The following is a 20,300-nucleotide window of genomic DNA, read 5'->3' on the forward strand; positions in this document are numbered from 1 at the left end:
CACATCCGGGCATGCCTGGAATCTACCAGCCACCAGGATCGGGACGGCCCAGGCGCCACGGGACGGCCCAGGCACCAGGATCGGGACGGCCCAGGCGCCCCGGACCCGATTCCGGCAAGCCCGATCACGCCTTCGGCAACACCAGCCCGCCCACGGCTGCCTGGTAGCTGTCCAGGCTGCGCAGCGCCGTCCGCTGCCAGCCGAAGTCTTCGGCGTGGACAGTAGCGGCGCGGCCCATGTCCTGCCGGGTCTGGGGGTCGTCGTACAGGGCCTCGAGCGCGTCGGCCCAGTCGGCTGGATCATGCCCTGGGACCAGCAGGCCTGTCCGCCCGTGCTGCACGGCCCGGCTCAGCCCGCCCACCTGGGTCGCCACCACCGGGGTGCCGCACGCCTGTGCTTCCAAGGCCACCAGGCCGAAGGACTCGCTGTAGGACGGCATCACCACCACGTCCGCCGAACGGAACCAGCCCGCCAGCTCCGGTGCGTCCACCGGCGGGCGGTGCGTGACGACGTCGTCCAGTCCCGCCTCGCTGATGATGGACCGCAGGTTGAAATCCTTCGCCCCGCTCAGGGCGCCCAGGACGGTGAGTTCGAGGTCGATGTCCGGGCGGCGCGCCCGCAGCAGCGCGACGGCGGCCAGGAAGACCTGCGGGCCCTTCAGCCGTTGGATGCGGCCGGCGAACAGCAGGTGGAAGCTGCCCGGCCGCACTCCCAGGTCGCGCCGGGAGCGGCTCCGGAATGCCGGCGTGAAGACGGACAGGTCCACGCCCGGCGGGGCCACATCGATCCGGTCGAAGTCGGCGCCGTAGTGGGACACCAGTTCCTCGGCCTCGGCCGTGGTGTTGGCGACCAGCCGGGCAGCGCCGTCGACGATCCGCTGTTCGCCTTCCTCGCGGCGGCGGGGCTCGGGGCGCTCGCCGGAGTCCAGGACCAGGTTCTTTACCTTCGCCATGGTGTGCATCGTGTGGACCAGCGGAACGCCCCACATGCGGGAGAGCTCCAGCCCCGCCACGCCGGAGACCCAGTAGTGCGAGTGGACGAGGTCGTAGCGTCCGTGCGGTTGCTGCTGCCGGATCCGTTCGATCTGGGCCACCATGTCGTGCAGGAGTTCGGGCAGGTGCTCCTTGGGCAGTTTCCGGGCCGGGCCGGCGATCACGTTGTGCACGCACACGCCCGGCGCCGGGTGCTCGACGGCGGGCTGCCCCTCAATGGTCGACCGGGTGAAGATCTCCACCTCCACGCCTTCGTCCGCGAGGGCCGCGGCCAGGTTCCGGATGTAGACGTTCATGCCGCCGGCGTCGCCGCTTCCGGGCTGTTCCATAGGGGAGGTGTGAAGGGAAAGGAAGGCCACACGGCGGATCAGGGACACGCCACACCTCCTGCACCAACATGTTCTGCCACAGGCGGCGAACCGCGTTCGCCCGACTAAACACCTGCGGAGAAAACACTACTCCTGCCACCCGGGGCGGCGTAGTCTGCCGTGCATGGAGGCACCGGCAGGACACCAGGACCGGGAACACAACAGCCGGGAACGTTTTGATCCGCTCGCCGCCGTGCGGGCCACCAGTCCCGGCGCGCCGGGAGCAGTGGACGACGGCGGCTGCGACCTGCTGCTGAGCGGCACCGTCTTCCAGGACATCATTTTCACCGGGCTGGGACAGCGCCCAGAGCCGGGAACCGAGGTGTGGAGCCAGGGGATGGGCAGTTGCCCGGGCGGGATCGCGAACCAGGCGATCGCCGCGGCGAGGCTCGGGCTGCACACGAGCCTCGCGGCGGCGTTCGGCGACGACGGCTACGGCGAGCTGAACTGGAAGATCCTCGAAAACCAGGAAGAGGTGGACCTTTCGCTGTCCCGGCGCTTCCAGGGCTGGCCTTCGCCGGTCACGGTGTCCCTCTGCGTCGAGCAGGACCGCTCGATGGTCACCCATGGACTGCCGGCGCCGTTGAGCGGCTCCGAACTGATCGGCACCCCGCCCCCGGCGCTTGCCGCCGTCGCCGAGCTGGGAGAGGAAGCCGAACCGTGGGTGCTGGCCGCGCATCGCGCCGGGGTGAAGATCTTCGGCGACGCCGGCTGGGACCCCAGCGGCGCCTGGTCCAGGAGACGGCTGGAGCAGTTGGGCTACTTCCACGCCTTTATGCCCAACCAGCGTGAGGCCATGGCCTTCACCGGAGCTGACAATCCCTGGTCCGCACTGTACATCCTGGCCGAGCGGGTCCCGGTGGCGGTAGTGACCCTGGGCGCCCAGGGTGCCATGGCGGTGGATTCCGAAACCGGCGAGGAGGAGTGGGTGCCGGCGCTGCCGGTGACCGCCCACGATCCCACGGGGGCCGGGGACTGCTTCGGGGCTGCGTTCATCGTAGGCTGCCTGGCAGGCTGGCCGCTGGGGGACCGGCTGCGCTTCGCCAACCTCTGCGCTTCGCTCTCGGTACAGGAACTGGGCGGTTCCTTCTCAGCCCCGGGCTGGGGAGACATCTCCGACTGGTGGCACCGGGCCAACGCCCGGCCCGAGCGCCAGTCCAGCCAGTGGCTCAGGCGCTTCGCCTTCCTCGAAGACATTGTCAGCAGGGTTCCCGAGGGAGCGTTGCGACGGTCCGCGCTGCGCCCGCCGTCAAGTGTGCTCCCGGCCCAGCATTAGAATCGATGGGTGAGCTACGAAGCATTCGGACGCCCCGATTCTCCCACTCCCTCCGTTTCGGAACGATCGGCCGTCATCGATCTTGAGGCCATCAGGCACAACGTCCGGCAGTTCGTTGCCATCGCGTCCCCGGCCAATGTCATGGCCGTCGTCAAGGCCGACGCCTACGGCCACGGCGCGATCCAGGTGGCCCGTGCGGCCCTTGAGGCGGGTGCCCGCTGGCTTGGCGTAGCCCACATCTCCGAGGCCCTCGCGCTGCGTGCCGCCGGCATCGACGCGCCGCTGCTGGCCTGGCTGCACACCCGGGAAAGCAACTTCGCCGCGGCGGTGGCCGCCGGCGTCGACATCGGGGTGTCGGGCTGGGAACTGGACGCCGTAGTGGCCGCAGCCCGGGAGCAGGAGCGCCCGGCCCGGATCCACCTGAAGGTCGACACCGGCCTGGGCCGCAATGGCTGCACCATCGAGGACTGGGACAAGCTGCTCGGCACGGCCATGGAGCACCAGGACAATGGCCTGCTCCGCGTGGTGGGGATCTTCTCGCACCTGGCCGTGGCGGACGAACCGCACCGGCCCGAGACCGACGAGCAGCTTGCCGTGTTCCGCGAGGCGATCGCGATGGCCGAGGATTCCGGCGTGGACCCCGAGGTGCGGCACATCGCCAACACCCCGGCCGCGCTGTCCCGGCCGGACTCGCACTTCGACCTCGTCCGGGTGGGCCTGGGCCTGTACGGGCTCTCGCCGTTCGACGGCCAGCCCTCATCCGAGCTCGGCCTGCGCCCCGCCATGACCGTGCGCACCCTGCTCTCCAACTGCAAGCACGTCCCGGACGGCCAGGGCGTGTCCTACGGCCTGCACTACCGCACCACGGGAAAGAGCACCCTGGGCCTGGTTCCCCTTGGCTACGCCGACGGCGTTCCCCGGGTTGCCACCGGTGGCCCCGTGCGGATCGGCGGCAACAGCTACCCGGTGGTGGGCCGGATCGCGATGGACCAGATGGTGGTGGACTTCGGCGACGTCGACCCGGAGCAGGCCGCCGCGCTGCCCGGCACCGAGGTGGTCATGTTCGGCGACGGCGCCGACGGTGGCCCGACGGCGGACGACTGGGCCGCTGCGGCCGGCACCATCAACTACGAGATCGTCACCCGCATCAGCCCGCGCGTTCCGCGCAGCTATGTCAACGAACTCGCGCCCGTGGAGGAGGGTGCCCAGTGAGCCCCGAAAGCTCGGTCGACCTGGAAGGCGCGCTCTGGGAACGCTCCCTCGGGATCACGACGGCGGACGGCACCCACGCGCTCGGCGCCGCCCTGGGCCGGGTGCTGGAGGCGGGGGACCTGCTGGTTCTCACCGGCGAACTCGGCGCCGGAAAAACCACCTTCACCCAGGGCCTCGCCGAAGGCCTCGGAGTGCGGGCCGGGGTCATCTCGCCCACGTTCGTGCTGGTGCGGATCCATCCGAACCTGCCCGACGGTCCGCGCCCCGGCGGCCCCGACCTGGTGCACGTGGACGCGTACCGCTTGGAGTCGGCGGCCGAAATCGACGACATCGACCTCGAAAACACCATGGACTCGTCCGTGACGGTGGTGGAGTGGGGCCGCGGCCGGGTGGAACACCTCGCCGAGAGCCGTCTCGACGTCGAACTCCACCGCCCTGTCGGCGGGTCGCTCGCAGGCGGAGCCGCCGCTGTTGGCGGCGCTGCCCGTGATGCGGAGCCCGTCCTGGACTTCGACACCGACGAGGACGACGAACCCCGCACCATCGTGGTCCGCGGCTTCGGCCCCCGGTGGGCCGCCGTGCCCGACGTCCTTGCCCCCGCCCTTGGTGAGGTCCCCGCCCTTCCGGAGGAGAAGAACTGATGCTGATCCTGGCCATCGACACCTCGGCCGTGGCAAGCGCCGCCCTCATCTCCGACGACGCCATGGAGGGCGTGGTGGATTCCTTCGCCACGGAGGACACCCGCAGCCACGCCGAAGTCCTGGTTCCGGGCATCGAACAGTTGCTCGCCGGTGCCGGCGTCAGCGGCGCGGACATCGACCTGATCGTCACCGGCGTCGGCCCCGGCCCGTTCACCGGACTGCGCTCCGGCATCGCCACCGCGCGCACCCTCGCCTTCGCCTGGAACAAGCCGTTGCGCGGACTCATGAGCCTGGACGCGATCGCCCTCGAGGTGGCCGAGTCCACCGGCGCCCCCGCGGAATTCCTGGTGGCCACCGACGCCCGCCGCAAGGAGGTCTACTGGGCCCGGTACACCCTCCGCGACGGCCAGCTCCCGGAACTGGCGGACGGCCCGCACGTCGGATTCGCTTCCGAGCTGCCGGAGCTTCCGGTGTACGGAGCCGGCGCCGGAATCTACGCCGACGTGGTCAAGGCCGATGAGGACTTCAAGGACTCCCAGCCCAGCGCCGCGTCCCTCGGCCAGTTCGCCCTCGCCCTGCTGGCCGCGGGCCACGAGCTGCCCGACTCCACCCCGCTCTACCTGCGCGAGTCCGACGCCCAGGTGCCCGGCCCCAGGAAGCGTGCGCTGTGACGGTCCCCGAAGAATCCCTGCACACCGCTGCCATGCCGGACGGCGTGGTCCTGCGGGACATGAACGACGGCGACCTGGCCGCCGTCGAACAACTCGAACGGCGCCTGTTCCCGGTGGACGCCTGGCCCCTGCAGATGTTCATCGACGAGCTCTCCCAGCCGGAAACCCGCCGCTACGTGGTGGCCGAAGCCGAGGGCGGGATCGTGGCCTACGCAGGGCTGATGTGCGTCCAGCCGATCGCCGACATCCAGACCATCGCCGTGGTCCCCGAATTCGAAGGCCGCGGCATCGGTTCCGCCGTGCTCGCCGAACTGATCGCAGAGGCGCGCCGCCGCGGCGCGGACGACGTCCTGCTGGAAGTCCGGGCCGACAACCCCCGCGCCCAGCAGCTCTACCTGCGCTTCGGCTTCGAACAGATCCACGTCCGGGCCCGCTACTACCGCGACGGCACGGATGCCCTCATCATGAGGCTCCCCTTGGCAGAAGGACCCGCCACCGAAGGACCGAATACAGAAGGACCCACCGCGTGAACCCCGCACCCGCCAGCGAACCCCGTCCAGCCGGTCCGCTCGTCCTCGGCATCGAATCCTCCTGCGATGAGACCGGCGTAGGCATCGTCCGCGGCACCACCCTGCTGAGCAACACGGTGTCCTCCTCCATGGACGAGCACGTGCGCTTCGGCGGGGTGATCCCGGAAATCGCCTCCCGTGCCCACCTGGACGCCTTCGTGCCCACCCTGCAGGAATCGCTGCACACTGCCGGCGTCACCTTGGAGGACATCGACGCGATCGCCGTGACCTCCGGCCCCGGACTCGCCGGGGCCCTCATGGTAGGGGTCTGCGCCGCCAAGGCGCTCGCCCTCGCCAGCGGCAAACCGCTGTACGCGATCAACCACCTCGTGGCGCATGTCGGCGTCGGGCTGCTGGACATGTCCGAAAACCGCTTGCCTGAAAACCGTCTTCCTGAAAATCTCGGTGCCTTGCTGGTGTCCGGCGGACACACCGAGATCCTGCGGATCCGCAGCATCACCGACGACGTCGAACTGCTGGGCTCGACGATCGACGACGCCGCCGGGGAAGCCTACGACAAGGTCGCCCGGCTTCTCGGGCTCGGCTACCCGGGCGGCCCCGCCATCGACAAAATGGCCCGGACCGGAAACCCCAAGGCGATCCGCTTCCCGCGCGGGCTCAGCCAACCCAAGTACATGGGCACCGCCGAGGAACCCGGCCCGCACCGCTACGACTGGTCGTTCAGCGGACTCAAGACCGCCGTCGCGCGTTGTGTGGAACAGTTCGAAGCGCGTGGCGAGGAGGTCCCGGTGGCGGACATCGCCGCGGCCTTCCAGGAAGCGGTGGTGGACATCATCACCTCGAAGGCAGTTTTGGCCTGCCGGGAGAACGGCATCACCGAACTGCTGCTGGGCGGGGGAGTGGCGGCCAACTCGCGGCTGCGTGAACTGACAGGGCAGCGCTGCCGCTCCGCCGGCATCATGCTCCACGTCCCGCCGCTGCAGCTGTGCACCGACAACGGAGCGATGGTCGCCGCCCTCGGCGCCCAGCTGGTGATGGCCGGTATCGCACCGAGCGGTGTCGCGTTCGCCCCCGATTCCTCGCTGCCCGTCACCACGGTGTCGGTGTAGGCTCAGCTGATTTTGCGCCGGTACGCGGCCATCGCGAAGGCGTAGGCCACGACCAGGAGGCCCAGGCACCACGCGAGGGCGACCCAGAGCTCGTTGCCCACCGGTTGCTGAGCGAAGAGGGCCCGGATGGAGTTCACGATCGAGGTCACCGGCTGGTTCTCGGCGAACCATGCCACGGGGCCGGGCATCGTGCCGGTCGGTACGAACGCGGAGCTGATGAACGGCAGGAAGATCAGCGGGTAGCTGAACGCGCTCGCGCCGTCGACGGTTTTCGCGGAAAGCCCGGCGATCACAGCCAGCCAGGTCAGGGCGAGCGTGAACAGGACCAGGATGCCGGCGACCGCCAACCAGGCGCCCAGGGATGCCCCGGTGCGGAACCCCATGATGAGCGCGACGCCCACGACCACCGCCACCGAGGTGAGGTTGGCGAGCAGCGAGGTCAGCACGTGGGCCCACAGCACGCTCGAGCGGGCGATCGGCATGGACTGGAAGCGCTCGAAGATGCCGCCCTGCATGTCAAGGAACAGGCGGTACGCCGTGTAGGCGATGCCCGAAGCAATCGTGATCAGCAGGATGCCGGGGAGCATGTAGTTGATGTACGAGCTGTCGGAGCCGGTGTTGATCGCACCGCCCAGCACGTACACAAACAGCAGCATCAGCACCACCGGGGTGACCGCGGTGGTGATGATGGTGTCCGGGCTGCGGAGGATGTGGCGCAGCGAGCGGCCGGTGAGGACACCGGTGTCACCAAGGATGTGCGTGCTCATCGGGATGCCTCCTTCTCTTCCTGTTCTTGAGTTTCTTCAGCCGGTTCCCCGACGAGCGCCAGGAAGACGTCTTCGAGGGAAGGCTGCTTTTCGACATACTCGATTTCGGCAGGCGGCAGCAGCCGCTTGAGCTCCTCGAGAGTGCCGTTCTGGATGATCGTGCCCTTGTGCAGGATCGCGATCCGGTCGGCGAGGTGCTCGGCCTCGTCGAGGTACTGCGTGGTGAGGAGGACCGTTGTACCGTTCCTTGCGAGCTCCTTGACGGTCTGCCACACCTCGATGCGTGCCTGCGGGTCGAGCCCCGTCGTCGGCTCGTCGAGGAAGATGACCGGCGGGTTCCCGATCAGGCTCATTGCGATATCGAGCCGTCGGCGCATGCCGCCCGAGTACCCGGCCGTCTTGCGGCCGCCGGCTTCGGTGAGCGAGAAGCGTGCGAGCAGCCCGTCGGCGACCGCCCCCGGGTCTGCCAGGTGCCGAAGCCTTGCAAGCAGGATGAGGTTCTCGCGGCCCGTGAGCACTTCGTCGACGGCGGCGAACTGCCCGGTCAGGCTGATCGATTCGCGCACCCCGGCGGGATTCGCGGCGACGTCGAAGCCGAGTACCGTCGCGGTTCCCGCGTCGGCCTTCAGCAGCGTCGAGAGGATGCGGACGACCGTGGTCTTGCCTGCGCCGTTTGAGCCAAGCAGGGCGAAGATGCTGCCCCGCTCCACCTCGAAGTCGACGCCGCGCAACACGTGCAGTTCCTTGTACGACTTCTCCAGGCCACGGACCCGGATGGCGGCCTCAGTCATGGCCGGCCTCCTTCCTTCTTGCATCGTCGACCGCCTCGATGAGGCGGGCGCGTTCCTTGTCGATCCAGCGCTTGCCGCCGTACGCCTGGGCGAAGGCCTCGGCGAATTCCACGGGATCCTCGCCCACGATTTCCCCGATGGGCGTGCCGTCGACGGCGGCGCGCTCCCAGAGATCGGCGAAGTCGGCGAACATCTGGACGATGGTGTCGCCGTCGGTGACGCCGCCGTAGTACATGAGGTAGCGGTTGAAGGCGTTCGCGGCGCCGAGGTAGGGCTCCGGCAGCGCATCCAGGCGCGCCTTGGCCTGCTTGTACTGCTTCTTCTGTTCGAGCGGGCCGGTGAGGGCTTCGATCCATTTGGCAGCCATGGCTACTTTTCTCCTTCGATTCGGTCGGTGCTGTGGAGTTGGTCGATACGTTCTGCGAGGAAGCTCCACGTCCTCCAGAACTCTTCGAGTTCCTGCTTGCCTTGGGTGTTGAGCGAGTACACCTTCCGCGGCGGTCCTTTTTCGGACGGGCGCTTCTCGACGTCGACGAGCCCCTTTTGCTCGATCCGCACCAGCAGCGCATACACGGTGCCCTCGGCGATGTCGGTGAAGCCCTGGTCCCGCAGCAGGGTGGTGATCTCGTAGCCGTAGGCCGGTTTCCCGGTCAGCAGGGCGAGGACAATGCCCTCCAGCGTGCCCTTGAGCATCTCCGTCATTTGCTTGCCCATTCGGCCACCTCCTAACTACTCAGTGTTACTGACTACCAGTACATAGTATCGCTGAGTAGTGAAAGCGCAAGAGGGTTAAACGCCGGAGTCGCCGGAGGCCTGCGGGGTCGCCGGAAAATTCCAGCGACCGGGCAGCTCTCCGGCGACTCCGGCGCGAAAGGTGAAAGGGGTGCTAGCCAGCCCGCATCTGCTGCACCAGGTCCAGGACCACGGCCTGCAGGTCGCCGTCGTGCTCTGCCGCGACCCGGCGCTGCCGCTGGTAGCCGGCGCCGCGGGCGATGATCTTCGCGACGTCGGCCAGTTCCTCTTCGCAGCCGAGCTTCTCCGCCACCGGGGCCAGTCGGGCCAGGGTCTCCTTGAGGTGGTCTGTGACCAGTTGCTCGTTGCCTTCGGCGTCGAGGATGATGATGGCTTCCATGCCGTAGCGGGCGGCACGCCATTTGTTCTCCTGGACATGCCAGGGCGGCATGGTGGGGATGGTGCCCCCGTTGTCGAGGATCATGGAGAATTCATGCACCAGGCACTGGGTCAGCGCTGCGATCGCGCCCACTTCCTCCAGGCTGGCCAGGCCGTCGCAGATCCGCATTTCGATGGTGCCGAGGTTCGGCACGGGCCGGATGTCCCAGCGGATTTCAGACAGGGTGTCGATCACGCCGGTGGTGAACATGTCCTGGACGTAGGACTCGTATTCGGTCCAGGACGGGAACTGGAACGGCAGGCCTGCGGTAGGCAGTTGCTGGAACATGAGGGCGCGTTGGGAGGCGTAGCCGGTGTCCTCCCCGCCCCAGAACGGGCTGGAGGCGGACAGCGCCTGGAAATGCGGGAAGTAGTTGACCAGTCCGTCGAGGACCGGAAGGACCTTGTCCCGGCTGTCCAGGCCCACGTGGACGTGGACCCCGTAGATGACCATCTGCCGGCCCCACCACTGGGTACGGTCGATCAGCTTGGCGTAGCGTTCCTTGTCCGTGACGGGCTGGAGCTGCGGCGGGCTGAAGGGGTGGCTGCCTGCGCAGAAGAGTTCCACGCCCATGGGGTCGGTGACCTCCCGGACGGCCTTCAGCGAGCGGGCCAGGTCATCCTTGGCTTCCCGGACGGTGGTGCAGATCCCGGTGACTAGTTCCACGGTGTTCAGCAGCAGTTCGCGCTTGATGTGGGGGTGCTCGTCGTCCTCATTGAGCTCGGGATGCCGGGCGGTAACGCCCCGGAGGACCTCGTTGGCGACGGAGACCAGTTCACCGGTGCGGGCATTGACGAGCGCAAGCTCCCATTCCACTCCCAGGGTCGATTGCCTGGAGGAAGCGAAATCAATGTGCACGGAGGTCCCCTCTTTGTGTGTCCAAGTCCCTGGGCGACGCCCGCCGTGGGGCCCTCAGCGGATGCACCAAGTCTAGTGCAGGGCGGGGGTTCCTCCGCCGTGAGGAGTAATGCTGACACGGCGGCACGCATTGCTAATGAGAATGATTTTCATATAGACTGAGGCAATGCATCTTACCGTTGTCAGTTCCCTGGACAGCCGCTGCCGTGAAGCCGCCGCCGGCCGGCTTGACCAGGGGCATCCAGATTCCGTAACCGTCTTTCACGATCTCCTTGATGGCTCCGTGGTTTTGCGCAGGATCCTCCGTGGCGGCCGCCTGCTGGAGAAGGCGGAAACAGTCCTGGAGCACGGCTGCCTCAGCTGCACTGTCAGGCTGGACGTGGTTCCCACGGTCGAGCGGCTCGCCGGTCTTGGCTACGCGCACGCCGTGCTGGCGCTGCCGCCGGGGGTGTCCGTGGAGATGGCCGTTGCGGAACTCAAGCGCGGGCTCGGTCAGGCCGCCGTGATCGACAATGCCGTGCTGGCGATTGATCCCGCCGACCTTGAAGACCACATCTGGGACAAGCACACCCTCTACGAATCCGGGTTCACGGCCATGCCCGACGACGACCGGACCAGCGGCGAATTCCTGGTCGGGGAACTCGCCCATGCGGACACCGTCCTGGCCCATCCGGGACTTGGCGCGGCACTCGCCGGACAGGACCGGGAGCAGGGCGAGCCCTGGCGGCAGGGCACCGAACTGCTGGCACAACTGGCCCCTCACGCCGCCGTCGTCGGGCCTTCCGGGAGGTTCCGTCCTGGCTGCTACGACGGCAGCGAAGCGGCGGCGCGGACCCGGCGCGGCTCGGTGCGGGTACCGCTGGATAGCGATTCCGGCTGCTTCCTCACGGTCCTCCACAAGGTGGAACGGCCGCTGCATCCGGGCCGCTTCCGGGCAGCATTGCCGCAACTGGCCGCCGGCTCGCACTGGATGCGCGGCCGGCTGTGGATCGCGTCGGCGGCCCGGACCCGGATTGCGGTCCAGGGCGTCGGCCCGCGGGTCTGGCTGGAAAGCACCGGCCATTGGCAGGCGGACCAGGGCGGACAGTCCGCCGGGAACGGCACAGTGTCCGACGTCGACGCCGCCTTGGACTGGCATCCACGCTTCGGCGACCGCGGCACCGTGCTCGCGGTCACCGGACGCGGCGAGGACGTGGACCCCGCGGAAATCCGCGAATTGCTGGATGGCTGCGCCCTCAGCGACGAGGAGATGCAGCGGGATTTCAGGGAGCTCGATGACCCGTTCGAACTCGACGCCACCCTGTAACGGAAGCCACCCTGTAACAACCGCAACATAAGGAGAAACATGAAGGTCAGGAATTCGCTGCGCGCACTCAAGAAGATCCCGGGCGCCCAAGTGGTGCGGCGCCGCGGGAAAACCTTTGTCATCAACAAACTGAACCCGCGCTTCAAGGCCCGCCAGGGCTAGCGTCCGGCGGTATGGGGGCGGCCGGGGCTCCGTTCGCGGAGCGCCGGCCGTGGGGCGCGGCTTACCCTTGGTCTACAGCCCTGCGATCCGAAGGAAGCCCCATGCCGATCCTGAACAAGGACATGACCCTCTGCATCTCGCTCTCGGCCCGGCCGAGCAACAACGGGACGCGGTTCCATAACTTCCTGTACGAGGAACTCGGCCTGAACTGGATCTACAAGGCCTTCGCCCCCACGGACCTCGGCAACGCCATCGCAGGCGTGCGGGGCCTGGGCATCCGCGGCTGCGCAGTGTCCATGCCGTACAAGGAAGACGTCATCGCCCTCGTGGACAAGATGGATGCCTCGGCCTCGGCCATCGACTCCGTCAATACGATCGTGAACGATTCCGGTGTGCTGACCGCCTACAACACCGACTACACCGCCATCGCCCAACTGATCGAACGCAACGCCATCAGCCCGGACTCCTCCGTGCTCCTGCGCGGCGCGGGCGGCATGGCCAAGGCCACCGCGGCGGCCTTCCGCGACGCCGGATTCACCAAGGTCACCATCGTGGCCCGCAGGGAGGAAGCCGGCCGTGCGCTCGCAGAGCTCTACGGTTTTGACTGGCAGGCTGAACCGGGCAACGCGACGGCGGACGTCATCGTCAACATCACGCCGATAGGAATGGCCGGCGGTCCCGAGGCGGACGCTCTGTCCTTCCCGGAAGAAACCATTGCCGCAGCGCGGGTGGTGTTCGACGTCGTCGCGCTTCCCGCAGAAACGCCGCTCATCAAGGCCGGACGCGCGGCCGGCAAGACCGTCATCAGCGGCGCGGAAGTCGCCACCATCCAGGCCCTCGAGCAGTTCGTGCTGTACACCGGGATCACGCCGAGTGCCGAGCAGGTGGCCGCGGCAGAAGCGTTCGTCCGGGAGCAGTAGCGCGGGGACTGGCGCGTCAGACCGGTTCGACGACGACGGCGGTCCGTTCGTCCCCGATCCGCGTCAGGACCAGCGTGGCGGCTTTGCCCACCTTGCCTTTCGCTGCCGACTTGGACTTCGCGGAACCGCCGGGCAGCAGTTGCTTCCGAAGCTCTTCGGGTGTGACGGAGACGCCGCGCTTCTTGATGTCCAGGGTGGTAATGCCCTGCGCCTTGACCCAGGACTTGAGTGCCTTGACGTTCAGCGGCATGGTTTCCAGGACCTTGTACGCGCGGGCAAACGGCGTGTCCACCAGCTCCGGGGCGCAAATGTAGGCAATGTGCTCGTCCAGCAGGTGCCCGCCCAGGCGGAGCGCGACGTCGGCCACCAGCCCCGCGCGGATCACCGCACCGTCCGGTTCATAGAGATAGCCTTCCACGGGTCCGACGGCGGGGACCGGTCCGCCGTCGAAATCCTCGCCGCTGGTGATCTCCGCCGCACCGCGCGGGCCGAGCAGCAGGGCCGCGCGGCGGATACCGGGCCGTGCCACCTTGTTGAACCACAGCGCCACCTCGGTGACGTCGCCGCCCACCGAAACCCACTGCGCCTCGCAAGCTGCCGGGACGGACTCGTGCGGCATCCCGGGGCCCATCTTCACTCCGACGGATTTGCCGGACGCGGCCAGCGACTCCACGAAGGACAGCGGCGGGGAGAATTCCTCCGGGTCCCAGATCCGGGTGGTCCCCGACGTCGAGGTGGTGCGCCGGGCAGGATCCAGCCACACGCCGTCGATCCCGTCCAGCGGCACCGAGGTGGCGTCGGCATGGACAACCGAGGCGTGCGGGAACGGCATGAGGTTGATCGTGGCGCAGGCGGCCGTGGCTTCGTCAAGCTCGACGGCCGTGACCGGGATGTCCAGGGACGCCAGCGCCATGGAATCGGCACCGAGCCCGCAGCCGAGGTCCGCTACGTGGGAGGTTCCCGCTGCGGCGAAGCGCTCGGCGTGGCGGGCGGCCACCGTCAGGCGCGTCGCCTGCTCCAGGCCCGCCTGGGTGAAGAGCATCTGCCGGGCGAACTCCCCGAACTTCGCCTCCGCCCGGGTCCGCAGCCGCGACTGGGTCAGGACGGCGGAGACCAGCTCGGGGGAGTGCCCGGCCTTGCGGAGGCCGGTGTTCAGGGCGAGGGATTCGCTCTCGCGGTACGGGCCCAGCGAGGCCAGCAGCTCCCAGCCTTCCGTGGTCAGCAAGGGGGCAATCTGGTCCTGTGTCCGGTCTTGAGGGGCCGCGGCGTCCGGCGCCTGGGAGCTGTGGGGCATGCCCTCCAGCCTACTTGCCGTGCTGCCATGGAATCCCCTGGGCTTCCCGACGCGCGGGCGGCGGCACGGGTGGACGGCTAGGGTTGATTCCATGGAAGACAGCATCAGCCGCCAGTCCGAAGACCCCACACCGATCCCCAAACCGGGCAGCAGGATTCCCGCCCGGCTTGCCGTCTACGCCCGTCCCGCCCTGATCGCCGGCATCGCCGTGGCCGTTGTCTGCATCGTCCTGCTGATCATTGTCTTCTTCCTTGATTCCTTCAACGCCGCCGCCTATTCGATGACCGGCAAGAGCGTCCAGGACGCCACGCAGGAGGCCAAGGACATCCGCGAAAGCTACACCGGCGTCCGGGTCGGCTCGCTCGTGGTGCTGGTTGTTTCCGCCCTTGCCGCCCTGGCCGGGGGCGTGGTGCTGTACCTGAACCGTGGTGCCGTGCAGGGGGACGACGAGGACAACGGTGAGGATGTGGACTTCGAGGACCTCGCCGGCCAGTGAGCTGTTGCGATTGCCGGTGAACCCTTGCCGCGGCCGGCGCGCCGGGCGCGACACCCCGTTCACCATGGACGAAACGCTGGCACTCACCTTGACCGAGTGCTAACGCTTGCATAGAGTCTGAGTTAGCACTCTCCCATGGAGGGTGCTAATGCCGCAGGCACTTGCCGGCACCGCGACGACGGCAAGCCCGCCAAGGCACCCCTGGTTTGATAGTCCATGTACTACCTCACGTAAAGGAGAGATCCGAGTGTCGGTCTCCATTAAGCCTCTCGAGGATCGCATCGTTGTCCGCCCGCTCGAAGCCGAGCAGACCACCGCTTCCGGCCTGGTCATCCCGGACTCCGCCCAGGAAAAGCCGCAGGAAGGCGAAGTTGTCGCAGTAGGCCCCGGCCGCTTCGATGACAACGGCAACCGCGTGCCGGTCGACGTCGCAGTCGGCGACGTCGTCATCTACTCCAAGTACGGCGGAACCGAAGTCAAGACCGGTGGCTCCGAGTACCTCGTGCTGTCCGCCCGCGACGTCCTCGCGATCGTCGTCAAGTAATTCCCTGGACCCCGCACCGCAGGCCGGACCGGTTTTCCGGCCGCCCGCGGTGCGGGTTTTCCGTCTTGAAAGGACACAACCATGGCAAAGCAGCTTGCGTTCAATGACGCTGCCCGCCGCTCGCTCGAAGCCGGCATCGACAAGCTCGCCAACACTGTCAAGGTGACCCTTGGCCCGCGCGGCCGCAACGTCGTGCTGGACAAGAAGTGGGGCGCCCCCACCATCACCAACGACGGCGTCACGATCGCCCGCGAAGTCGAGCTGGACGACCCCTACGAAAACCTTGGCGCACAGCTGGCCAAGGAGGTCGCCACCAAGACCAACGACGTCGCCGGTGACGGCACCACCACCGCCACGGTGCTCGCACAGGCACTCGTCAAGGAAGGCCTGCGCAACGTTGCCGCCGGCGCCGCTCCGGGCGAGATCAAGCGCGGCATCGAGGTTGCGGTCGAGGCCGTGGCCGCCCGCCTGCTGGCGAACGCCCGCGAAGTCGAAGGCACCCAGGTCGCCAACGTCGCCGCCATCTCCGCCCAGAGCGATGAGGTCGGCGAGCTCCTGGCCGAGGCTTTCGGCAAGGTCGGCAAGGATGGCGTCATCACCATCGAGGAATCCTCCACCACGCAGACCGAACTGGTCCTCACCGAGGGCATGCAGTTCGACAAGGGCTACCTGTCCCCGTACTTCGTCACCGACGCAGAGCGCCAGGAAGCGGTCCTCGAGGACGCCCTCATCCTGATCAACCAGGGCAAGATCTCCTCGCTGCAGGAATTCCTGCCGCTGCTGGAGAAGGCCCTGCAGGCCGCCAAGCCGCTCTTCATCATTGCCGAAGACATCGACGGCGAGGCGCTTTCCACGCTGATCGTGAACCGCATCCGCGGCACCCTGAACGTCGTGGCCGTCAAGGCTCCCGGCTTCGGCGACCGCCGCAAGGCCATGCTGCAGGACATCGCCACCCTGACCGGCGCCCAGGTCGTCTCCCCGGAGCTTGGCCTGAGCCTGGACCAGGTGGGCCTCGAGGTCCTCGGCACCGCCCGCCGCATCACGGTCACCAAGGACAACACCACCATCGTCGACGGCGCCGGCTCTGCCGAAGACGTTGCCGGCCGTGTTGCCCAGCTGCGTGCCGAACTGGCCCGCACCGACTCGGACTGGGACCGCGAGAAGCTGCAGGAACGCCTGGCCAAGCTGGCCGGCGGCATCGGCGTCATCAAGGTCGGCGCAGCCACCGAGGTCGAGCTCAAGGAAAAGAAGCACCGCATCGAGGACGCCGTGTCCTCCACGCGTGCCGCCCTTGAAGAAGGCATCGTGTCCGGCGGCGGTTCGGCCCTCATCCACGCCCTGAAGGCACTGGATGACGACCGCCAGGTCAACAAGCTCGAGGGCGACGCAGCTGCCGCTGTCGGCATCGTCCGCCGCGCCCTGACCCAGCCGCTGCGCTGGATCGCCCAGAACGCCGGCTACGACGGCTATGTCGTCGTCGCCAAGGTGTCCGAGCAGGCCGAGAACCACGGCTTCAACGCGAAGTCCGGTGAGTACGAGGACCTGATCGCTGCCGGTGTGATCGACCCCGTCAAGGTCACCCGTTCCGCACTCCGCAACGCCGCTTCCATCGCCGCCCTGGTTCTCACCACCGAGACCCTGGTTGCCGAGAAGCCGGCCTCGGAAGAGGACGCCCACGCAGGCCACAGCCACTAGCGTTTCCGCGTGAAGGAAGGCCCGGTTCCCCTTGCGGGGAACCGGGCCTTTTGCTGTCCGTGGCGAAGTGCCGATTCTCAGCGGTGCGGCCGCGGGGCTCCGGGCTTCGCCCTGGTGGCCGGAATCTTGCTCAGTACGCGCTTTGCTTCGCCGCGCCCTTCCGCGAACTTGAAGAACAAAAGCACCGCCGCCGCGGCCAGCACAATGCCAAGCAGGTTCAGGACAAGCTGCACTGCCGAGCCGGCAGCCTTTCCTGCCTCGCCCAGGACAAGCGCGACGGCGATGTAGCCGGCGGCCGGGACGGTGGTCACCGAAATGAAGACTCCGATCAGGGCGGACGAGCGTCGGCTGGTCAACGAGAGCATGCCGGCGGCGCCTGCCAGGGCGGCGACGATCAGCGAGTACGGTCCGGGATGGTAGATGAATTCGACGGACTGGCCATGATCAAGGACATCGCGCGGGTAAAGGCCAATCGGGATCGAGATCCACGCCGCCGCAGCCGTGACGAGCATGGCAGCGGGGAAGCCCACGGCCAGCGCAACCGTTGCGGCGCGCACCATGGCCCACTTGCGTTCCACCAATCCGAAGGCGAGGGCTGCCAGCGGACCGAACTCCGGTCCCACCACCATGGCGCCGACTATCGCGATGGCGGAGTTGGTGACGATGCCGATGCCGGCCAACTGGGTTGCGATCACGAGGAAGGCCAGGTAGCTCCAGGTCAGCCTGGAGTCCTCGCCCGTCTGGCGCGAAACTTCATCCCAGATGACGGCGTCGGGACCTTCGCCCGGAACTTCCTGCGATGCCTTGTCCGCACGCTCCGACAGCACGAGTTCGGGTGTGCTGGCTGACACTGAGCCAAGCTCCGGGACCCCTAAGCCGTGGAGTTCCTCCATGAGGCCTTCCACGGACTCCCGGGCCAGCTGAACCGTGATGACGTCGCCGGCCGGGACCACCGAGGAACCCCTGAAGACCGCGATCTCGGCGCTGCCGGCATGCCCCATGCAGAGGTCCACGACGGTGCCGGACAACGTTGCCGGGACGCAAATGCGAAGCTGGACAATCATCCTGGCCCCCTGTCGGTAGGTGCGCGATCCCTGTTCCCAGCCTAGTTACGGATCGGCCCAGCCGGGCATTGCACGTTCCTCAGCTTGCTTGTGATTCGCCCCGGCAGGTAACGGATTGGTAACATGAAGGGTCAGGGTTACGAGCGTTGAGGAATCTGTACAGGTCATGACTATGGGAAACGCGGCGCCGCAGGCTGCCTCGAAACAGGGTGGCACGGGGGCGAAAGGCAACTTCCGCCCTGAGGTCCAAGGGCTGCGCGCCCTGGCGGTCCTCATGGTCGCCAGCTACCACATCTGGCTCGGCAGGGTCTCCGGCGGCGTCGACGTCTTCCTCCTGGTCTCTGCGTTCTTCCTTACCCTGTCCTTCACCAGGAAGGTGGAGGAGGGCCGGGAATTGCGCCTCCTGGGCCACTGGCTCCACGTCTTCAAACGCCTGTTGCCGGCGGTGGTGGTCGTGATCCTCGGCGTCCTTGCCGGAATGTGGGTGCTCGTCCCGCAGACACGATGGGGCGGGTTGCTCGACGAAGCCTGGGCCACGCTGTTCTACCGCCAGAACTGGCAGCTGGCCGATGCCGCCGTCGACTACTATGCACAGAACCATTCCGGGGCGAGCCCACTGCAGCACTTCTGGTCGCTTTCCATCCAGGGCCAGGTCTTCGTCCTGTGGCCCCTTGTTTTCGCCGCTGTGGGCATTGCCGTTCCCTTCCTGCGTAAGGTGCCGTTCCGCGGACCCCTTGCGCCCCTCGGCCTGCTGGGCCACCGCGGCCTGCTGGCCATCGTGTTCGCTGCGGTCTTCGCTGTGTCCCTGGCTTACTCGGTGCAGCAGACGGCCAGCAACCAGGCCTATGCCTACTTCGACACCCGGGCCCGGCTCTGGGAATTCGCCCTGGGTTCCCTGCTGGCCTTGGGGCTGCCCTACGTGAAACCGCGCCGCTGGCTGCGCGTAGTCCTGGGTTGGGCGGGCCTTGCCGCGATGCTGTCCTGCGGCCTGTTGCTCACGGTCGACCGCTCTTTCCCCGGCTTCGTCGCCCTGTGGCCCACGCTGGCCGCGGCCGCCATCATCGTCGCCGGGCAGAGCGGCAGCCGGGCCGGCGCGGACCGTTTCCTTGGTTCCAAGCCCCTGGTCTGGCTGGGCGGCCATTCCTACGCGCTCTACCTCTGGCACTGGCCCGTGCTGGTCTTCACCCTCCTGGCCACCGGCCTGGCCGCGCCGGACCTGTGGCTGGGCCTGGGCATCCTGGCTGCCTCCCTGCTCCTTGCCATCGGAACGAGCCGCTACGTCGAAGCTCCCCTGCGCGAGTGGAAGTGGCCGAAACTGCGCACCTGGCGCACCGCCGTCGTGATCGCCGCGTGCGGCACCATGCTCGCTGTGCCGCTGAGCGCCTGGCAGGGCATGATCGCCGCGGACAACGCGGCCATCGCCGCCCAGCCCAAGGAACTGACGCCCGGCGCAGCTGCCCTGATACCGGAGAACGTCGGCAAGCCCACCCCCGAAGCCCGGATCATCCCGGGACCCTCGGCGATGGACGACGAATGGGCCCATGTGGACGGGCTGTGCACCGGCGCCAACGTGCCCACCGATCCCTTGCTCCAGGGCTGCCTGCAGATCAGCCCCGCCGGCAAGCCGAGCAAGCTCATCGTGGCACTGGGCGATTCGCACGCGCAGCAATACATGGCGGCGCTCGGCCCGATCGCCAAGAAGCACGGCTGGGAAATCGTCACCCTGTTCAAGGGCAACTGCCGCTTCGGCGCCGAGTCCCCGGACCGCCCGCAGGACTGTAACGACTTCAACAGGGCCAGCGCGGCGTACGTGCTGGAGCACAAACCGGATGCCGTGTTCACGGTGGCGTCCCTGACCCATGTCGAAGCGCCCTTCGAGACCGAGGTCCCCGGCTACCTGGAAGGCATCAAGCCCTTCGCCGATGCCGGCATCGACATCGTCGGCATCCGGGACAACCCGCGCTTTGCCATCAACATGCCCGAGTGCGTGCAGAAGAAAGGCCCGGATTCGCCGGACTGCAATACCCCGCTGGAGAAGTCCCTGGCCGCATCCTCCCCGCTGGACGACTACCGCGGCAAGGTGAAAGGGCTCTACCTGATGGACATGAGCGACTTCATCTGCGCCAATGGCGTCTGCCCCGCTGTGGTCGGAAACGTGTACGTCTACAAGGACGAAAACCACCTCACCCGCACCTACGTGGAGACCATGATTCCCATGTTCGAGCGGCGGCTGCTGGCCGCCACCAAATGGAAATAGCCGAGCCGCACAGCCGGATGCCGTCCGACGGCGGCGGGCGGCCGGGTGTGCTTGCTCACATTGCCGCCGTGGAATATGGGGATCGTCCCCGAGGTTCTAATATTTACTCAATACCTGCCCCACCTCCTGCACAGGCCAGTCCCGTAATGACGGGTTGGTCATCTGCTGCAACCCCT

General features: G+C 67.7%; 21 protein-coding genes. 13 read left to right on the forward strand and 8 right to left on the reverse strand.

What is annotated here, in order from left to right:
• Positions 1–124 precede the first annotated feature (124 nt).
• The gene (gene mshA, locus DWV11_RS18650) at positions 125–1,369 is read right to left on the reverse strand and encodes a D-inositol-3-phosphate glycosyltransferase (RefSeq protein ID WP_115790381.1); all 1,245 of its coding nucleotides are present in this window, start codon (positions 1,367–1,369) and stop codon (positions 125–127) included.
• 115 nt (positions 1,370–1,484) lie between these two features.
• Here mshA and DWV11_RS18655 point away from each other — a divergent pair, with 115 nt between their 5' ends.
• Genes DWV11_RS18655 through tsaD form a run of 6 tightly spaced genes read left to right on the forward strand, consistent with a single transcriptional unit; the run spans position 1,485 to position 6,799 of the window.
• A complete protein-coding gene (locus DWV11_RS18655) occupies positions 1,485–2,636 on the forward strand; it encodes a PfkB family carbohydrate kinase (protein ID WP_115790382.1) in 1,152 nt (383 codons plus the stop codon).
• A gap of 9 nt (positions 2,637–2,645) precedes the next feature.
• On the forward strand, positions 2,646–3,848 hold the full coding sequence (gene alr / locus DWV11_RS18660; RefSeq protein ID WP_115790383.1) for an alanine racemase: 1,203 nt from the start codon (positions 2,646–2,648) through the stop codon (positions 3,846–3,848).
• 20 nt (positions 3,849–3,868) lie between these two features.
• On the forward strand, positions 3,869–4,489 hold the full coding sequence (tsaE, locus tag DWV11_RS18665; protein ID WP_115790482.1) for a tRNA (adenosine(37)-N6)-threonylcarbamoyltransferase complex ATPase subunit type 1 TsaE: 621 nt from the start codon (positions 3,869–3,871) through the stop codon (positions 4,487–4,489).
• On the forward strand, positions 4,489–5,160 hold the full coding sequence (tsaB, locus tag DWV11_RS18670; RefSeq protein ID WP_115790384.1) for a tRNA (adenosine(37)-N6)-threonylcarbamoyltransferase complex dimerization subunit type 1 TsaB: 672 nt from the start codon (positions 4,489–4,491) through the stop codon (positions 5,158–5,160). Before tsaE ends, tsaB begins: the two co-directional genes overlap by 1 nt.
• A gap of 32 nt (positions 5,161–5,192) precedes the next feature.
• Positions 5,193–5,690, forward strand: coding sequence for a ribosomal protein S18-alanine N-acetyltransferase (gene rimI / locus DWV11_RS18675; protein WP_115790483.1), 498 nt, complete (start codon positions 5,193–5,195; stop codon positions 5,688–5,690).
• Positions 5,687–6,799: a tRNA (adenosine(37)-N6)-threonylcarbamoyltransferase complex transferase subunit TsaD gene (gene tsaD, locus DWV11_RS18680; protein WP_115790385.1), complete on the forward strand. Its 1,113-nt coding sequence runs from the start codon at positions 5,687–5,689 to the stop codon at positions 6,797–6,799. The genes rimI and tsaD overlap by 4 nt, the downstream gene beginning before the upstream one ends.
• A gap of 2 nt (positions 6,800–6,801) precedes the next feature.
• Here tsaD and DWV11_RS18685 read toward each other — a convergent pair whose 3' ends face one another.
• The 5 genes from DWV11_RS18685 to DWV11_RS18705 form a co-directional block, all read right to left on the reverse strand.
• Complete coding sequence (locus tag DWV11_RS18685) at positions 6,802–7,566, reverse strand: ABC transporter permease (protein WP_115790386.1); 765 nt, start codon at positions 7,564–7,566, stop codon at positions 6,802–6,804.
• Complete coding sequence (locus DWV11_RS18690) at positions 7,563–8,357, reverse strand: ABC transporter ATP-binding protein (protein WP_115790387.1); 795 nt, start codon at positions 8,355–8,357, stop codon at positions 7,563–7,565. The genes DWV11_RS18685 and DWV11_RS18690 overlap by 4 nt, the downstream gene beginning before the upstream one ends.
• Entirely contained in the window at positions 8,350–8,724 is a 375-nt protein-coding gene (locus DWV11_RS18695) for a DUF1048 domain-containing protein (RefSeq protein WP_115790388.1), read from the reverse strand. Before DWV11_RS18695 ends, DWV11_RS18690 begins: the two co-directional genes overlap by 8 nt.
• 2 nt (positions 8,725–8,726) lie before the next feature.
• Positions 8,727–9,071, reverse strand: coding sequence for a PadR family transcriptional regulator (locus DWV11_RS18700; RefSeq protein WP_115790389.1), 345 nt, complete (start codon positions 9,069–9,071; stop codon positions 8,727–8,729).
• 172 nt (positions 9,072–9,243) lie between these two features.
• Positions 9,244–10,386: a glutamate--cysteine ligase gene (locus DWV11_RS18705; RefSeq protein WP_115790390.1), complete on the reverse strand. Its 1,143-nt coding sequence runs from the start codon at positions 10,384–10,386 to the stop codon at positions 9,244–9,246.
• Between the two features lie 166 nt (positions 10,387–10,552).
• Here DWV11_RS18705 and DWV11_RS18710 point away from each other — a divergent pair, with 166 nt between their 5' ends.
• The 3 genes from DWV11_RS18710 (at position 10,553) to DWV11_RS18720 (ending at position 12,774) form a co-directional block, all read left to right on the forward strand.
• Positions 10,553–11,692, forward strand: a complete 1,140-nt coding sequence (locus tag DWV11_RS18710) for a GTP-binding protein (protein ID WP_115790391.1) — start codon at positions 10,553–10,555, stop codon at positions 11,690–11,692.
• Positions 11,693–11,731: 39 nt separating this feature from the next.
• Positions 11,732–11,854, forward strand: coding sequence for a type B 50S ribosomal protein L36 (ykgO, locus tag DWV11_RS18715; protein ID WP_074588393.1), 123 nt, complete (start codon positions 11,732–11,734; stop codon positions 11,852–11,854).
• A 101-nt stretch (positions 11,855–11,955) separates the two neighbouring features.
• Positions 11,956–12,774 (forward strand): shikimate 5-dehydrogenase, encoded by an 819-nt coding sequence (locus DWV11_RS18720; RefSeq protein ID WP_210725790.1) that lies wholly within the window; start codon positions 11,956–11,958, stop codon positions 12,772–12,774.
• 16 nt (positions 12,775–12,790) lie between these two features.
• Here the strand turns inward: DWV11_RS18720 and DWV11_RS18725 are convergent, their stop codons facing one another.
• Positions 12,791–14,068, reverse strand: a complete 1,278-nt coding sequence (locus DWV11_RS18725) for a THUMP-like domain-containing protein (RefSeq protein WP_115790392.1) — start codon at positions 14,066–14,068, stop codon at positions 12,791–12,793.
• 91 nt (positions 14,069–14,159) lie between these two features.
• Between DWV11_RS18725 and DWV11_RS18730 the strand changes: the two genes are divergently transcribed.
• The 3 genes from DWV11_RS18730 (at position 14,160) to groL (ending at position 16,803) form a co-directional block, all read left to right on the forward strand.
• The gene (locus DWV11_RS18730) at positions 14,160–14,564 is read left to right on the forward strand and encodes a hypothetical protein (RefSeq protein ID WP_245953787.1); all 405 of its coding nucleotides are present in this window, start codon (positions 14,160–14,162) and stop codon (positions 14,562–14,564) included.
• A gap of 247 nt (positions 14,565–14,811) precedes the next feature.
• The gene (groES, locus tag DWV11_RS18735) at positions 14,812–15,108 is read left to right on the forward strand and encodes a co-chaperone GroES (protein WP_070347908.1); all 297 of its coding nucleotides are present in this window, start codon (positions 14,812–14,814) and stop codon (positions 15,106–15,108) included.
• An 81-nt stretch (positions 15,109–15,189) separates the two neighbouring features.
• Positions 15,190–16,803, forward strand: coding sequence for a chaperonin GroEL (gene groL, locus DWV11_RS18740; protein WP_115790393.1), 1,614 nt, complete (start codon positions 15,190–15,192; stop codon positions 16,801–16,803).
• 77 nt (positions 16,804–16,880) lie between these two features.
• On the opposite strand, the gene DWV11_RS18745 is transcribed toward groL, so the two are convergent.
• On the reverse strand, positions 16,881–17,867 hold the full coding sequence (locus tag DWV11_RS18745; RefSeq protein WP_115790394.1) for a DUF389 domain-containing protein: 987 nt from the start codon (positions 17,865–17,867) through the stop codon (positions 16,881–16,883).
• A gap of 172 nt (positions 17,868–18,039) precedes the next feature.
• On the opposite strand from DWV11_RS18745, the gene DWV11_RS18750 reads away from it, so the two are divergent.
• Positions 18,040–20,124, forward strand: a complete 2,085-nt coding sequence (locus tag DWV11_RS18750; RefSeq protein ID WP_210725795.1) for an acyltransferase family protein — start codon at positions 18,040–18,042, stop codon at positions 20,122–20,124.
• Positions 20,125–20,300 lie beyond the last annotated feature (176 nt).

This window comes from Arthrobacter silvisoli (assembly GCF_003369445.1).
Classification (GTDB): Bacteria; Actinomycetota; Actinomycetes; order Actinomycetales; family Micrococcaceae; genus Arthrobacter; species Arthrobacter silvisoli.